Annotated in this window: 20 protein-coding genes and 4 tRNA genes; 12 read left to right on the forward strand and 12 right to left on the reverse strand. The window is 59.2% G+C overall.

Going from position 1 to position 13,255, the window contains the following annotated elements; translation table 11 throughout:
- Nucleotides 1-14: 14 nt before the first annotated feature.
- From N6L24_RS10990 to N6L24_RS11000, 3 genes are all read right to left on the reverse strand, one after another.
- Nucleotides 15-740 carry a L,D-transpeptidase gene (locus tag N6L24_RS10990; RefSeq protein WP_271844724.1) on the reverse strand — a complete coding sequence of 242 codons (726 nt, stop codon included), beginning with the start codon at nt 738-740 and terminating at the stop codon, nt 15-17.
- 123 nt (nt 741-863) lie between these two features.
- Complete coding sequence (locus N6L24_RS10995; RefSeq protein WP_271844725.1) at nt 864-1,772, reverse strand: YHYH protein; 909 nt, start codon at nt 1,770-1,772, stop codon at nt 864-866.
- A 34-nt stretch (nt 1,773-1,806) separates the two neighbouring features.
- Entirely contained in the window at nt 1,807-2,175 is a 369-nt protein-coding gene (locus N6L24_RS11000; protein WP_271844726.1) for a hypothetical protein, read from the reverse strand.
- 130 nt (nt 2,176-2,305) lie between these two features.
- Here N6L24_RS11000 and N6L24_RS11005 point away from each other — a divergent pair.
- From N6L24_RS11005 to N6L24_RS11015, 3 genes are all read left to right on the forward strand, one after another.
- A tRNA-Gly gene (locus N6L24_RS11005) sits at nt 2,306-2,380 on the forward strand.
- A 23-nt stretch (nt 2,381-2,403) separates the two neighbouring features.
- A tRNA-Gly gene (locus tag N6L24_RS11010) sits at nt 2,404-2,478 on the forward strand.
- 25 nt (nt 2,479-2,503) lie between these two features.
- Nucleotides 2,504-2,578: transfer RNA gene (locus N6L24_RS11015), tRNA-Gly, on the forward strand.
- A 53-nt stretch (nt 2,579-2,631) separates the two neighbouring features.
- Here the strand turns inward: N6L24_RS11015 and N6L24_RS11020 are convergent.
- Complete coding sequence (locus tag N6L24_RS11020; protein WP_271844727.1) at nt 2,632-3,105, reverse strand: c-type cytochrome; 474 nt, start codon at nt 3,103-3,105, stop codon at nt 2,632-2,634.
- A gap of 215 nt (nt 3,106-3,320) precedes the next feature.
- On the opposite strand from N6L24_RS11020, the gene hisB reads away from it, so the two are divergent.
- On the forward strand, nt 3,321-3,908 hold the full coding sequence (hisB, locus tag N6L24_RS11025; protein WP_271844728.1) for an imidazoleglycerol-phosphate dehydratase HisB: 588 nt from the start codon (nt 3,321-3,323) through the stop codon (nt 3,906-3,908).
- 30 nt (nt 3,909-3,938) lie between these two features.
- On the opposite strand, the gene N6L24_RS11030 is transcribed toward hisB, so the two are convergent.
- On the reverse strand, nt 3,939-4,574 hold the full coding sequence (locus N6L24_RS11030) for a DUF2306 domain-containing protein (protein WP_271844729.1): 636 nt from the start codon (nt 4,572-4,574) through the stop codon (nt 3,939-3,941).
- A gap of 102 nt (nt 4,575-4,676) precedes the next feature.
- On the opposite strand from N6L24_RS11030, the gene N6L24_RS11035 reads away from it, so the two are divergent.
- Together N6L24_RS11035 and hisH are read left to right on the forward strand one after the other, a co-directional pair.
- On the forward strand, nt 4,677-5,267 hold the full coding sequence (locus N6L24_RS11035; RefSeq protein WP_271844730.1) for a TetR/AcrR family transcriptional regulator: 591 nt from the start codon (nt 4,677-4,679) through the stop codon (nt 5,265-5,267).
- 49 nt (nt 5,268-5,316) lie between these two features.
- Nucleotides 5,317-5,955: an imidazole glycerol phosphate synthase subunit HisH gene (gene hisH / locus N6L24_RS11040; protein ID WP_271844731.1), complete on the forward strand. Its 639-nt coding sequence runs from the start codon at nt 5,317-5,319 to the stop codon at nt 5,953-5,955.
- Nucleotides 5,956-5,969: 14 nt separating this feature from the next.
- On the opposite strand, the gene N6L24_RS11045 is transcribed toward hisH, so the two are convergent.
- Nucleotides 5,970-6,704: a helix-turn-helix domain-containing protein gene (locus tag N6L24_RS11045; protein ID WP_271844732.1), complete on the reverse strand. Its 735-nt coding sequence runs from the start codon at nt 6,702-6,704 to the stop codon at nt 5,970-5,972.
- A gap of 103 nt (nt 6,705-6,807) precedes the next feature.
- On the opposite strand from N6L24_RS11045, the gene N6L24_RS11050 reads away from it, so the two are divergent.
- Both N6L24_RS11050 and N6L24_RS11055 read left to right on the forward strand, forming a co-directional pair.
- The gene (locus N6L24_RS11050) at nt 6,808-7,344 is read left to right on the forward strand and encodes a peroxiredoxin-like family protein (RefSeq protein WP_271844733.1); all 537 of its coding nucleotides are present in this window, start codon (nt 6,808-6,810) and stop codon (nt 7,342-7,344) included.
- A gap of 117 nt (nt 7,345-7,461) precedes the next feature.
- A complete protein-coding gene (locus N6L24_RS11055) occupies nt 7,462-7,713 on the forward strand; it encodes a WGR domain-containing protein (RefSeq protein WP_271844734.1) in 252 nt (83 codons plus the stop codon).
- Here the strand turns inward: N6L24_RS11055 and N6L24_RS11060 are convergent.
- Complete coding sequence (locus tag N6L24_RS11060) at nt 7,706-8,098, reverse strand: DUF2147 domain-containing protein (protein ID WP_271844735.1); 393 nt, start codon at nt 8,096-8,098, stop codon at nt 7,706-7,708. The genes N6L24_RS11055 and N6L24_RS11060 overlap by 8 nt on opposite strands.
- A gap of 140 nt (nt 8,099-8,238) precedes the next feature.
- On the opposite strand from N6L24_RS11060, the gene hisA reads away from it, so the two are divergent.
- Entirely contained in the window at nt 8,239-8,961 is a 723-nt protein-coding gene (hisA, locus tag N6L24_RS11065; RefSeq protein WP_271844736.1) for a 1-(5-phosphoribosyl)-5-[(5-phosphoribosylamino)methylideneamino]imidazole-4-carboxamide isomerase, read from the forward strand.
- A gap of 16 nt (nt 8,962-8,977) precedes the next feature.
- Here the strand turns inward: hisA and N6L24_RS11070 are convergent, their stop codons facing one another.
- The gene (locus tag N6L24_RS11070; RefSeq protein ID WP_271844737.1) at nt 8,978-9,388 is read right to left on the reverse strand and encodes a DUF302 domain-containing protein; all 411 of its coding nucleotides are present in this window, start codon (nt 9,386-9,388) and stop codon (nt 8,978-8,980) included.
- Nucleotides 9,389-9,594: 206 nt separating this feature from the next.
- Between N6L24_RS11070 and hisF the strand changes: the two genes are divergently transcribed.
- Complete coding sequence (gene hisF / locus N6L24_RS11075) at nt 9,595-10,356, forward strand: imidazole glycerol phosphate synthase subunit HisF (protein WP_271844738.1); 762 nt, start codon at nt 9,595-9,597, stop codon at nt 10,354-10,356.
- A complete protein-coding gene (locus N6L24_RS11080; protein ID WP_271844739.1) occupies nt 10,353-10,670 on the forward strand; it encodes a phosphoribosyl-ATP diphosphatase in 318 nt (105 codons plus the stop codon). The genes hisF and N6L24_RS11080 overlap by 4 nt, the downstream gene beginning before the upstream one ends.
- Before the next feature lie 10 nt (nt 10,671-10,680).
- On the opposite strand, the gene N6L24_RS11085 is transcribed toward N6L24_RS11080, so the two are convergent.
- From N6L24_RS11085 to rlmB, 4 genes are all read right to left on the reverse strand, one after another.
- On the reverse strand, nt 10,681-11,115 hold the full coding sequence (locus N6L24_RS11085; protein ID WP_271844740.1) for a CoA-binding protein: 435 nt from the start codon (nt 11,113-11,115) through the stop codon (nt 10,681-10,683).
- Nucleotides 11,116-11,329: 214 nt separating this feature from the next.
- A complete protein-coding gene (locus N6L24_RS11090) occupies nt 11,330-11,788 on the reverse strand; it encodes a YHS domain-containing (seleno)protein (RefSeq protein ID WP_271844741.1) in 459 nt (152 codons plus the stop codon).
- A 93-nt stretch (nt 11,789-11,881) separates the two neighbouring features.
- On the reverse strand, nt 11,882-12,055 hold the full coding sequence (locus tag N6L24_RS11095; RefSeq protein ID WP_271844742.1) for a hypothetical protein: 174 nt from the start codon (nt 12,053-12,055) through the stop codon (nt 11,882-11,884).
- Nucleotides 12,056-12,229: 174 nt separating this feature from the next.
- On the reverse strand, nt 12,230-13,015 hold the full coding sequence (gene rlmB, locus N6L24_RS11100; protein WP_271844743.1) for a 23S rRNA (guanosine(2251)-2'-O)-methyltransferase RlmB: 786 nt from the start codon (nt 13,013-13,015) through the stop codon (nt 12,230-12,232).
- A gap of 136 nt (nt 13,016-13,151) precedes the next feature.
- Between rlmB and N6L24_RS11105 the strand changes: the two genes are divergently transcribed.
- A tRNA-Tyr gene (locus N6L24_RS11105) sits at nt 13,152-13,235 on the forward strand.
- Nucleotides 13,236-13,255 lie beyond the last annotated feature (20 nt).

Below are 13,255 nucleotides of genomic sequence, written 5' to 3' on the forward strand. Positions count from 1 at the left end.
CGCGCTGATCCCGGCTATTCCGGGGCGTAAAGAAAGGCGGTCGAGCCTTCGGCCACGTTATCATACAGGCCATTGATATGTGCCATGACCATGCGCACGCACCCTGAGCTGGCCCGCCCGCCGATGGAGCGTGGCGAGGGCGTGCCATGGATGCGCAGATAGGTGTCGCGATTGCCGACATAAAGGTACAGCGCGCGCGATCCGAGCGGATTGCTCGGGCCGCCATCCATGCCATTGGCGTGTTTTTCGTAGGTCTGCGGCTCGCGTTTGATCATTGCATCCGTCGGGCGCCAGGTAGGCCACTTGCGTTTGCGTGCAATCGTGTAGGTGCCCGGCTCATAGAGTTTGCCCTTGGCAATCGCCACGCCATAGCGCATTGCGCTGCCGTCCTCGGCGATGTGGTAAAGATAACGCGCCACCGCATCGACGTGGATATCGCCCGGCACAAGCCCGTCGTTGGCCTCAACCCGCTGTGGCAGGAAACGGGGGTGCAACCCCCATGGGTTTGAGGTCGCGGGGTCATAGTTTGCAGGCGTCACCCGCGCATCCCAGCTTGACCACATGCGGGGGTTGGACGTCGGGGCACGCACCGGCGCAACCTCAGGCGCGGTGGCAACCTCGGGTGTTTCCACGGCGGTGGCCGGCGCGGCCGTTTCGTCGGATTGGGCCCAGACCGCACCCGCAATTGGCGCAGAAAACAAAGCCGTTGTCGTCGAAATAAAATGTCGTCTTGTCAGCATCTCGGGCCTCCTTGCGCCCTTTCGTTCGCCCCAGCATAGGTCTTTCGCGCTTGCAGAGAAAGCGCAGTTCACCGAACTGTTATGACTGGGGCGATTTAGCACCAACTGACGCGCCGGGCGATGTCAACGTCGATGGCGAAAGCTGCTGTCAGCCTGCCCCATCAAACAACGCGGGATCACCGGGAAGCGTTCCGTCAGGAAATAAGCATAAGTTCCCGCCGGATACTCCGCTGTTGTCACAAAGGCTCCGTTGCATTCATCCAAATTGCCTGCACCTTTGACATAGGTATAATCCTGCACAAAGGCCCCGTCATAGCGCCCCGATGGCGCGTTGCCACCCGGGCGGCTGCCGGATTTCAGCCGGTAGGAGCTGGTCATTTTCCGCACTTCGCCATTCAGCTCAGCCGTCACCGCGTAAATCGGAAACCCATCCGCCGCATAGCCGATCAGCGGAGAGGCTTTGCCCGACTGCCAGCCGAGCGCCTGCATCAGCCCCACGGGCAAGCCGTGGTAATGATAGGCCCCAGTGGGTTGCACATGGCCGTAGTTACCGTCCAGTCCCAGGCTGACAGCGCCGCCCAGCGCCTCGTATTGCCAGCCACTGCGCGGGTTTCCGCGCCAGAATTCCGCAGCACCGGGATCAAAGGGCACGCCGTTCACCGCAACCCCAAACAATCCGCCGCGCCGCAGATCAGCCCTGCCGCGCCTCTGCGGCGCAGCGCTCATCTGAAAGCGATAAGATTGCGCGCGGATCGGGTTCGGGTTGCCAGCATTGGGAAACCGCCCAACCGTATGATCCGGGATGCCATTTGCGGTGACAACACGGGTGGTTCCCACGACTTTGATGGTAACGGCATTGCCACGCTTGCGCACGGTGGCATTGACCAGCCGCAGCGCCTCCGCCTCTGTTGCCACATGCTGGCGCAGGCGCGGTCCCTCTGGCGGGCGACCCTGCGCATCCACCGGCAGCATCAGCCCCGCGGCAATCGACAAGGCCAGCGCGCCCATCAAAATGTTCTGTTTTCTGCTCACTGTCTCTCTCCTCGTTTTTTTCATGACTTTAAGGCTATGGCATCACCAAAAGCGGCCCCTGCCCGTCCGCTCCGAAATCCAGAACAGCGGTGAATATGCCCGGCGGCGGCGCTGTGAACGTCACGCTGACAGGCAAGGTCATCTGCCCGGCGCCCGGCAATGAGACCGGCAGCGCAAGCGTGACCTCTGCCCCCGCCACATGCAGGTCAATCAGCGTCAGCGGGGTGTCGCCGCGGTTGGTGAGAGTCACGGAAAACCTCAGCGTCCTCGCGCTTTGGGCAACCGCCCCGGCATCTGCGATCACCTGCGCTGCGCCATGCCCATCATGCGCCCGCGCCGGGCCGCCAAAAAGCGGCAAAAGGCACAACAGCAGCGCAGCCACCGCATGTGATCTGTTTTCCAATGACCTCATGAAAGCGATACGGCGCGCAGGCGCATTTCCGTCGCGCGGCAAATGACTTTTTTTCCGACGACAGTGATTTTCCTCTTGCGGGCGCGGGGCAGAGTTTATATTTCACGCCTCACTCAACGGTGCGGGCGTAGCTCAGGGGTAGAGCATAACCTTGCCAAGGTTAGGGTCGGGCGTTCGAATCGCCTCGCCCGCTCCAGAGAGTGACAGAACTGACGGTATGCGGGCGTAGCTCAGGGGTAGAGCATAACCTTGCCAAGGTTAGGGTCGGGCGTTCGAATCGCCTCGCCCGCTCCATCAGTTCAGACGACATTTTGAGAGCGCGGGCGTAGCTCAGGGGTAGAGCATAACCTTGCCAAGGTTAGGGTCGGGCGTTCGAATCGCCTCGCCCGCTCCAAAATGTGTCCGGTTTCCAAGCACCTCTCCAATACTTCGGTCGCCCGTGATCGATTATTCGTGCGGAGGATTTCGCGCGTCCTGTACCTCTTGCACCCGTTTGGGCCAAGTGGAACGGATGTATCCCAGTGTATCCCAGATATCTTCATCGCTTAGGACATCCTGAAATCCCGGCATGCCGCTTTTAAAGTCCGCGATCCCCCGAGATTCTAGCAACAATTTACCACCCAGCTTCGTATAGTCGAACAGAAGCTGGTTGTCGTGATGCCAAGTATGTCCGGTTTCATCATGCGGCGGCGCTGGCGCAACGCCATTTTCATCGCGGGTCTGCCAGTTTTTCTGACCTTCTAGGTTGGCACCATGGCAGGCAGCGCAGTTTTCATCATAGAGCGCTTTGCCTTTGGCGATCTCCCGCCCCATCAATTCATGCCCTGCCAATGCAGGCGCGACCAGGGCCTCAGAATAAAGACCGATACTGCCGGCAATCAGCCCGAGTATTGAAAGGGTTACATAGGTTCTGCGTTTCATGAGTCCTCCCGCGCTTCGGGTTTTCTAGAGCTTCCAGCAGGCGGAAGGTCAACAGGAATTAGAAAGCCAGATGATGCAATATCCCCTCCTTTGGCGTTTAGCGCCATCAGACGTTCTGCTGAACAACCACACCCCAAGAAATTTGAGGTTCCGCTGCTTCCCCTCTGCCCCCCACCCGCCTATAACGGCGCGGCACAAGCACAAAGGATGGGCCCATGCGCACAGGCAGCGTCAGCCGCAAGACTGCGGAAACCGAGATCACCGTTGAGATCAACCTCGACGGCACAGGCACCTATGACAACCAGACCGGCGTTGGGTTCTTTGACCACATGCTGGATCAGCTGTCGCGCCATTCGCTGATTGATTTCACCATCCGTGCCAAGGGCGATTATCACATTGATGATCACCACACGGTCGAAGATACAGGCATTGCGCTGGGTCAGGCGCTGGTGCAGGCGCTTGGCGACAAACGCGGCATCAACCGCTATGGCGAATGTCACCTGCCAATGGATGATGCGCAGGTGCGTGCCGCGCTTGATCTGTCGGCGCGTCCGTTTCTGGTGTGGAATGTCGATCTGCCGACGCAGAAAATCGGCAACTTTGACACCGAACTCGTGCGCGAATTCTTCACCGCCTTTGCGACCCATGGCGGCATCACGCTGCACATTGACCAGTTGCACGGCTTTAACAGCCACCACATTGTGGAGGCCGCCTTCAAAGCCGTGGCCCGCGCCCTGCGCACGGCTGTAGAGACCGATCCGCGCAAGGCCGAGGATATCCCCTCGACCAAAGGCGCGCTCTGACGCCTTTGCCTAAGTTGATCAAAGCCCGCGTCAAGCGGGCTTTTTTGTGCCCAGCGGCAGGCGCTGGCGGTGCAGCAGCCATTCGGCAATCAGCAGGTTTCCGACCCAAGAGAGCCAAGAGACCGCAACATAAGTGGCTTCAAAGCCAAAGATCGGCACCCCGAGCAATAGAAAAACGCGCAAGGATACAGCCGCAAGGGTCAGCGCGGCAGAGCGGATCATCCAGCGCCGATGCGCGGCAATGCGGCCTTGCATGGCTTGCCAAACGGCGACCGCTGTTACCGCAATCCAGACAAGGGCCAACAGGCCAAAGCCGAGACCAGCAACTGGCCCCGCGCTGACCTGCGGCGCAAGCGCCAGCGCGGCACTGCCCGACACCAGGATCAAAAGCGCATAAAGCCGCCCGGCCCAACGATGCAGCACCGGGCGCTGCTGGCGCAGCTTGGCGTTGAACTGCAGGGGCAACAAAAGCAGTAGCAGCGGCGCAACCGCGATATGCAGATACAGCGACCAGGGCTGCGCCAGCGCGTGATGCACCATATCCGGCATCACCAGCGCCATATCCGCGACCAGAAAGCGGAATGACCCAAGCGCAATGGCAATCGACAAAAACCACAAGAGCGGCAGGGACCGCGGCAGCAACCGGCGGGCAGTAAAGTTCGGCATGGGTCTCTCCTTTCGAGGCAATCTTGACGCCGTAAAGTTAACTTGACGCCGTAAAGATCAAATCAACTTGACGCTGTCAAGCAAATCTTTAAATCTGAGATCATGACCAAGACCAAACATCACCATGGAAATCTGAAAGAAGCGCTGGTGACGGCCGGGCTGGCGCTGCTGGAAGAGGGCGGCATTGACGCGCTTTCTCTGCGCAAATGCGCGGCCCGCGCCGGCGTATCACACGCGGCACCCGCGCATCATTTTGACGGGCTACCCGGATTGAAATCCGCTATCGCGGTTGAGGCATTTGGCATATTTTCCAGTTACTTGCAGACCGCCGTTGACGAGGGGGAGCAGTCCGCGCAGGCGCGACTGAAAAACCTTTGCCGGGGATATATGCAATTTGGCCTTGATCACGGCGGGTTACTCGCGGTGATCTTCGGCGGCGCAGGGCTTGCCTCCTACGTGCCGGGCGCAGGCAAAGAAGAGGCCCATGCCTATCTGATCCTGCGGGAGGTCTGCGCGCCTTTTGTCGGGGACCATGACGACAAGCGCGTGATCGAAGCGCAGGTCTGGTCGCTGATTCACGGCTTCACGCTGCTCTATGTGTCTGGCGAATTCGGCCCGCCGCACGGCCAAGACGGCCCATTTGAAGCGGTCATGGATCTCCTCAATCGTATCGGAAACCGCCCTGCCCCTTGACCCGAGCGGGAAATCGTTTCACTTGAGGGCATCAACCAATGAGGCCCCCATGCTGACAGCGATCATCGACTATGAAAGCGGCAATCTGCACAGCGCAGAAAAGGCGTTTCAACGCATGGCGCGCGAGTTGGACGCGGGCGAGGTTGTGGTGACATCCGACGCTGAAGTCGTGGCCAAAGCAGATCGCCTGGTGCTGCCGGGGGATGGCGCGTTTCCGGCCTGCGCCGCCGAATTGCGCGGCCACAAGGGCATTTACGACGCCATGGTCGAAGCTGTCGAAGACAAGGGGCGGCCCTTTCTAGGCATTTGTGTTGGCATGCAGCTGATGGCCACCACGGGGCACGAATACCAGGCCACAGCCGGGCTGAATTGGGTGAAAGGCGACGTCGTTCCGATCACGCCGGTTGATGCGTCCCTTAAGGTGCCGCACATGGGCTGGAACGATCTGATCATCGACACACCCCATGCCATTCTTGACGGGGTTGAGAATGGCCAGCACGTCTATTTCGTGCACAGCTATCATTTTCAGGTTTCCAACCCAGCCGAACGCTTGGCGCATGTGGATTACGCCGGGGACATCACGGCCATCATCGGGCGCGACACAATGGTTGGGATGCAATTCCACCCGGAAAAAAGCCAAAAGATTGGCCTGCAGATGATTGGCAACTTTCTGAACTGGCGCCCGTAGGCCTGCGGCGCGGTTCAGACCGCAACAGAGCGCAGCGCGATTGGCGACACGTCATAGGCCTTTTTGAATGCGCGTGAAAACGCCTCGGGCGAGGCATAGGCATAACGCCGCGCCACAGAATCCACCCGCGCGCCCGCTTCCAGATCTTGCCGGGCCAGCACCAGCCGCCAGCGCCGCAAATACTGCATCGGCGTTTCGCCCAGTTGCGCCGCAAAGAGTTCATTAAACCGCGAGGAGGACAGGCCAGCTTCGGCCGCCAGGTCCCCGCTGCTCCAGTTCTGGCCAGGATGATCATGCATCGCAACAATAGCGCGGCTGAGCCGGGGATCGGACAGGCCCGAGATCAACCCAGGCTCCGCAGAGCCACGTTGAATCTGATCGCGCAACAGCCGCACTAACAAGACGTCGCCAAGGCGCGTCTGCACCCAGCCGCCGCCGCAGCGCGGTTCAGTGTGTTCGGTCAAAAGAACGCCGATCAAAGCCTGCGCCTCGGCATCTTCGGCCAGGTCAAACCGCACCACATCCGGCAGCGCCTGACACATGGGGTTGCTCTCTGCCGCCCATTCCACCCGCGCGCTCCAGAGAACCGCATCGCTGACAGGCGCGCCGTTGCCCTGCCCGCGTGGGAAAAACAAAATGCACCGCGGCGCGCCGGCAACATCGGCCGTGATCAGCAAATCTGCGTCTTCTGCTGGGGCCAATGACACTTGCCGGTGAAACCGGTGCAAAAAGGTGGTGATGCGATCCATGGCTGATTTCGGCATTTCTGCAAGATTAATCGGAATTAATTGACTTTAACCTGTGCCATAAACAGATTCAACGGAAACTTACCAAACTCTAAAGGACCACATCATGCTGACTCCCCGTCAAAAAACCCCCGGACTTACCTTGCCCCTCGTTGGCGGCGGCACCTTTGATCTTGCGCAGGAAAACAGCGAACGCGGCACCGTGATCTGCTTTTACCGTGGCCTGCATTGCCCGATCTGTGCCAATTACTTGAAAGAGTTTGAAAAGCTGGTCAAAGACTTTGAAGAGCGCGGCGTGACTTGCATTGCTGTCAGCTCTGACGGCGAAGAACGCGCCGCCGCGATGGCCGAAAAGATCGGTGCCGAGAACCTGCGTTTTGCCTATGATCTGCCACTGAGCGAAGCGCGCGATTGGGGTCTTTACATCTCGACCTCACGCGGCAAAACGTCAATCGGCATCGAAGAGCCCGCCCTTTTCAGCGAACCGGGCCTCTTTATGGTGACACCTGAACAAACGCTTTACTATGGCGCGGTTCAGACCATGCCCTTTGTCCGCCCGCACTTCAAAGAGCTGGTCGGGGCGCTGGATTTCGCAATTGCCAACAACTATCCCGCGCGCGGCGAATATACCGGCGCAGTATAATCACCTGTGCCCCATCGGTAACGCTTGCCCGCTTCTTGCGTGCGGGTGTGATTGCCCCATAGACGGCACGGGCCGTGATCGGCATATCGGCCCAACTGAACAATTCGGTTGGGCCACGTGCATATCCGCCTTGAAAAATTCAATCACGCGCGCCGACAAAAGCGCTATTACGCTTTGCGCGTCACGCCGACGCTGTTTGGCGAATATTGCCTGATGCGCGAATGGGGTGTGATTGATGGGGCGCGGCAGGTGCAACGCGACTACCTGCCTGCCGCCGATTTGGCTGTGGCCGAGCTTGAACGCCTCAAAACGCTCAAACTCAAAAGCGGCTATGCCGTCATTCCGGTGCAGATCGGGCTGTTTACTTAACCCGCGTCCAGTTCTGCCCGCGACAGATCGCGCCGCCCGCAACGCAGCCTTTGACCGTCAACACGTTGCCCTCTAGGCGCATCTTGGACTTGTAGGTTTTGTTTTTGTCCGGGGCCCAGATTTTGCCGCTGCCATATTTGCCAGCGCCTTCTGGCTGCATATCCCAAAGCATTTTCTTGCCAAGATGTTCATACCCTTGGGATGCGCTGCCACCCGCGGCAAAAGCCTTGGCGATCACCCCGCAGAGCGCCGTACCACAGGGCGCGATTTCGACATGCAGATAACCGCCGCTTTCGCCTGCTTCGGTCTGCCAGAGGCCTGTCGCCTCTTCCGCCTGCGCCGCTGTTGCCAGCCCAAGCGCAAATACCAGTCCGGTCCATTTCATGATCTTCCTCCCTCTCTCCTACGTTTTGCAGAGCTTCGTCGCGGCGCGCCGGGCAAGGCAAGATTGACTTGGGGTCACATTGCAATTTCAGCACAGGCATGCCAAAGGAGCGGAAAATACCGCTCCAAAGGAACCGCGCCATGATCCTGTACCCTGCCATTGATCTGAAAGACGGTCAGGCCGTCCGCCTGCTGCATGGAGATATGGACAAGACCACCGTCTTTAACGACAACCCGGCCGCCCAGGCGCTGGAGTTTGTCAAAGCCGGCTGCGAGTGGCTGCATCTGGTGGATCTGAATGGTGCCTTTGCGGGTGAGCCGGTGAACGCCGCCCCGGTCGAAGAAATTTTGAAGCAAACCAAAGTTCCCGCACAGCTGGGCGGCGGCATTCGCGACATGGGCACCATCGAGCGTTGGATTGACAAAGGTCTAGCGCGGGTGATCCTGGGCACGGTCGCCGTAGAAAACCCTGATCTTGTGCGCGAGGCGGCGCGCGAATTCCCCGGCAAGGTGGCCGTGGGCATTGACGCACGCAACGGCAAGGTGGCCACCAAGGGCTGGGCCGAAGAGACTGACGTGATGGTGACGGACCTCGCCAAATCCTTTGAGGACGCGGGCGTTGCCGCGATCATCTATACCGACATTCTGCGCGACGGCGCGATGAAGGGGCCAAATGTCGCCTCAACCGCGGACCTGGCCAATGCGGTTTCAATCCCGGTTATTGCATCAGGCGGGGTGTCGTCCTTGGATGATCTGCGCGCGTTGAAATCCTGCGGTGCCAACCTGAACGGGGCGATTTCGGGCCGCGCGCTCTATGATGGCGCGATTGACTTGGCCGAGGCACTGAAAGTGCTGCGCGCCTAAACGCGCAGCTGTGACTTTAGTTGGCCGCTGCGGCGGTCAGCTTGCCCAAAGCGCCCTGCATCTTGGCAACAAACGGCGCGTCTGCAGGGATGTTCAAGCCGGCAAAGGTATCAGCGGGGTCCTCATAAGTGATCCAGACCTGCCCCTCTGCATCCTGATAGGCCAAAGCTCTTAATGGCAAATACAGACCCGCGCGCAGATCAGCCTGCATCGCAGGCGTACCTAAGGCCGGGTTGCCGAAAATCAGAACCTGCGCGTCGTTGATCGACATATCCACCTTGGCAGCGCCAGCAGCGTGGTCAATACGCGCAAAGACGGTCGCGCCCGCATTGGCCAGCGCGCCTTCGAGCGCATCCAGCGCGGCGCTTACGGTTTTATCTGTTGGGACTTTGATCAGTTCAGCAGAGGCTGAGACAGCTGTGGTCATGGCAAGGACTCCTGCGAGAAAGATGGCTTTCATGTTCAATCTCCAAAATAAGAATTCATGTCTCAAAATCAGCGACATGCATGTGTTTTTCTAATCACGTTTTTGGGATCGGCTGATCGTCACCGATGCCCAGCAGATGCATTGCGCAAACTCCACCATTGGCGATCCGCACATAAATCGCTAAGAGAGCGCCAAGAGGTGCCAAAATGCTGAAAACCCGTCTCATCCCCTGTTTGGATGTCGCCGATGGCCGTGTGGTCAAAGGCGTGAACTTTGTGGGTCTGCGCGACGCAGGCGACCCGGTCGAGGCCGCGCGCGCCTATGATGCGGCGGGAGCGGATGAAATCTGCTTTCTGGATATTCACGCCACGCACGAGAACCGCGGCACAATGTTTGACATGGTGCGCCGCACGGCCGAGCAATGTTTTGTGCCGCTCACCGTAGGCGGCGGGGTGCGCAGCAAGGAAGACGTGCGCGCGCTGTTGTTGTCGGGTGCCGATAAGGTCAGCTTTAACTCGGCCGCCGTTGCCCGCCCTGATGTCATCGCCGAATCCGCGGATCAATTTGGCAGCCAATGCATTGTCTGCGCGATTGACGCCAAAACCGTGGCCCCCGGAAAATGGGAGATTTTCACCCATGGCGGACGCAAAGGCACCGGCATTGATGCTGTCGAATTCGCCAAGTTGGTGGCCAGCAAAGGCGCAGGGGAAATCCTGCTCACAAGCATGGACCGCGATGGCACAAAATCCGGCTTTAACCTACCGCTGACCAAGGCCATATCCGAGGCGGTCAGCATCCCGGTGATTGCATCGGGGGGTGTTGGCACGCTCGATCACCTTGTCGAGGGCGTGACCAAAGGCGGGGCCTCGGCTGTTTTGGCGGCCTCGATCTTTCACTTTGGCGAATTCACCGTGCAGGAAGCCAAACAGCACATGATCGCCAATGGCATTCCGATGAGGTTGCAATGACTGTACTGAATGACCTTGCCGCCACAATCGCGGCCCGCGCCGCCGCAGACCCAGACAGCAGCTGGACCGCAAAATTGCTGGCCAAGGGCCCGGAGAAATGCGCCGAGAAATTCGGCGAAGAAGCGGTTGAGGCGATTATCGAAGCCATCAAGAATGACCGCGCCGGGCTGATCAGCGAAAGCGCCGATGTGCTGTTTCACCTGCTGGTGATGCTGCAGTCGCGAGGTGTCAGCTTGGATGAGGTTCTGGAAGAACTGGCGCGCCGCCAAGGCGTCAGTGGCATTGCCGAAAAGGCCGCCCGCCCCACGTCATAGCCCCTGCGCGTCAGGCCCCGGCCTGCCGCCTCAGACGCGGAATTTCAATTTTCGGGCAGCGGTTCATCACGACGTCCACGCCGGCGGCGCGCGCAATCTCTGCCGCGCCTTCGTGCATGACGCCAAGCTGCATCCAAATGGTTTCCAGCCCCTTTAGATGTTCAAGCGCGGCCTCCACGACTTCGGGTACGGCCTCTGGCCGGCGAAAGATGTCCACCATTTGCACCGGCGCATCAATGTCGGCCAGAGACGCGCGAATGGTTTCACCCCAAATCTCTTTGCCCGCATGGCCCGGATTGACCGGGATCACGCGATAGCCCTGATCACGCAGGAAGGCTGACACATAGTGGCTGGGCCGCGCCGGGTTCATCGAAAACCCGACAACCGCGATGGTTTTCGTGCGCTCGAAAATCTCGATCAATTTTTGGTCTGAAACATCCGTCATGGTGCGTATCTAGCTGTGGTTTGTCTGCCAATGCAAAGTCAAAAAAAGCGCCCGGAAAATACCGGGCGCAGTGCGGAACGAGGGACAGTGAATAGAAGGCAAGAGTTCCGATCCTACCCTCCTGGGAATGACATATGCCCAAATTGGGATATTTAAAGAGCATGTAAGATAAATGTGAACAGCGTGTTAAAACAAAGCACGCAAATTCAACCTCTTACGCATCGAGCACAGCGGGCCAATTGGCATCACCACGCGCAATATGGCCCGGCACATCCTTGAGCCAACGGCGGCGGATCGACTTGTTGAAGTTCAAATAGAGCTTGCCGTCATGTACCGTCCAGGCGTCTGGATCGGTCTTTGCGGTATAGCCATTGGCCACCGCATAGGCGCAATAGCCGCCATATTGCGGCGCATAGGCCAGCGGATCAGCGGCGAAACGATCGCGGTGCGCGGCGCTTGCGAAATGCCAACTTGCGCCCTGATAGGTCAGCGCAAAATCGGCAGAGCCTTTGACGTGGGTGCCTTCGGTGAAATAGGCAACGGGGTCATAGCCGTTGATGGCAACGCCTTTGCGCGTAAAAATGGCGGGCGTGGCGGCCGCAAGAGCGCTGCTTGCCCCCAACAAAGCCGGGGTCGCGGCGGCGGAAATCAAAAATGAACGGCGTGAGAACATGGGGCCTCCGGGGTTGTGGTGATGCGATGAAATTAGGCATCCCTGCCCCGCGCACCTAGCCCGTCAACGCGGATGTGATCATCCGCGAGCGCGTTAATCAAAGATGTCGATGATCTCTTCGATGCCGTCAAACAGCTGTTTGCCCCAGCTTTTCTTCTTCTTTTTGTATTTCTTTTTCTTTGATGGCCGCTCGCGCCCCTTGTGGGGTGGTACATAGGGGCTGCGCAGCGTCTCGCGCGGTTTTTCCGGCAGCGGCATATGTTTCATGTCATGCAACGGGGCCCCACAGGACCCACACGCCAATTCATGCCGCACCGTTCCGCAAAGCCGTAGCGCCGCGCGCGCGCCGCAGTAACAACAAGTCGCAATTTTTGTGCCCATGATGCCCCTTTGGTCTGCTCACCTTTTCAGATAGACGCAGGCCCACCCCGGTTTCAACCGTCAGCCCTTGGGACGGGCCGCATAAAGCGCCACAGCAGCGGCATTGGACACATTCAAAGACCCAAAGCCGCGCGCGAAATCGATCTTGACCAGATGATCGACGGTTTCCTTTGTCTTTTGGCGCAGGCCCGGCCCTTCGGCCCCCAGCACCAAGGCGACCGCCCGGTCATGTTTGCCCTCAAGAGCGGTCTCAATGGTCATCTCCGCCTCCCCATCCAGACCGAGCACGAGATAGCCCATGGCTTGCAATTCAACGATGGTATCAGACAGGTTGCGCAGGCGCAGATAGGGCTGGCGCTCGAGCGCGCCCGAGGCGGTTTTGGCCAGCGCGCCGGTTTCGGGCGCAGAATGGTGACGGGTGCCGATCACGGCCTGCGCACCGAAGACTTCGGCAGAGCGCAGGATCGCGCCGACGTTATGCGGATCTGTCACCCGGTCCAGCAACACAAGGCGCGGTGGCAGCGCTGCATCGCCGCCAATCGCGCGATCCTGCAATGATCCCCAATTGAGGGGTTTGACTTCTAGCGCCGCGCCCTGATGCACGGATTGCGGATCCAGCACTTTGGGAAACCGGCGTGGATCGACCATTTCAGGCTCCACGCCCGACGCAGTGATCGCCTCAGCCAGCTTGTCCGCAGCATTGCGCGTCACGATAAGGCGCAGCTTTTCGCGTGCCGGGTTTTGCAGTGCATCGCGCACCGCATGCAGACCAAAAAGCCAAACAGTTTCCGCGGCTGCGGACTTTTTTGCCTGCTCTTTTTCGACGACCCACTTGGGTTTTTTCATTGTGCTAAGCCCTATCTGAATGCGCGGGTTACCAATGCGCTGAGCGGGCGCAATCTTCAAGGGATTTTCTTGTTGACGCCCCTTAACAAGGGCTGTAATCAGCGCCTCACGTTCCGCGGACAACGCGATCGTAAGTGGGCGACAGGCCGCAAGGTGTGGCAGGGGACTGTAACTCCCTCGAGGCGACTCACGCCTGGTTCGATTCCAGGGTCGCCCACCATTTTACTCAGCTCTTCAAGG

The organism is Cognatishimia sp. SS12 (assembly GCF_028369055.1).
Lineage (GTDB): Bacteria > Pseudomonadota > Alphaproteobacteria > Rhodobacterales > Rhodobacteraceae > Cognatishimia.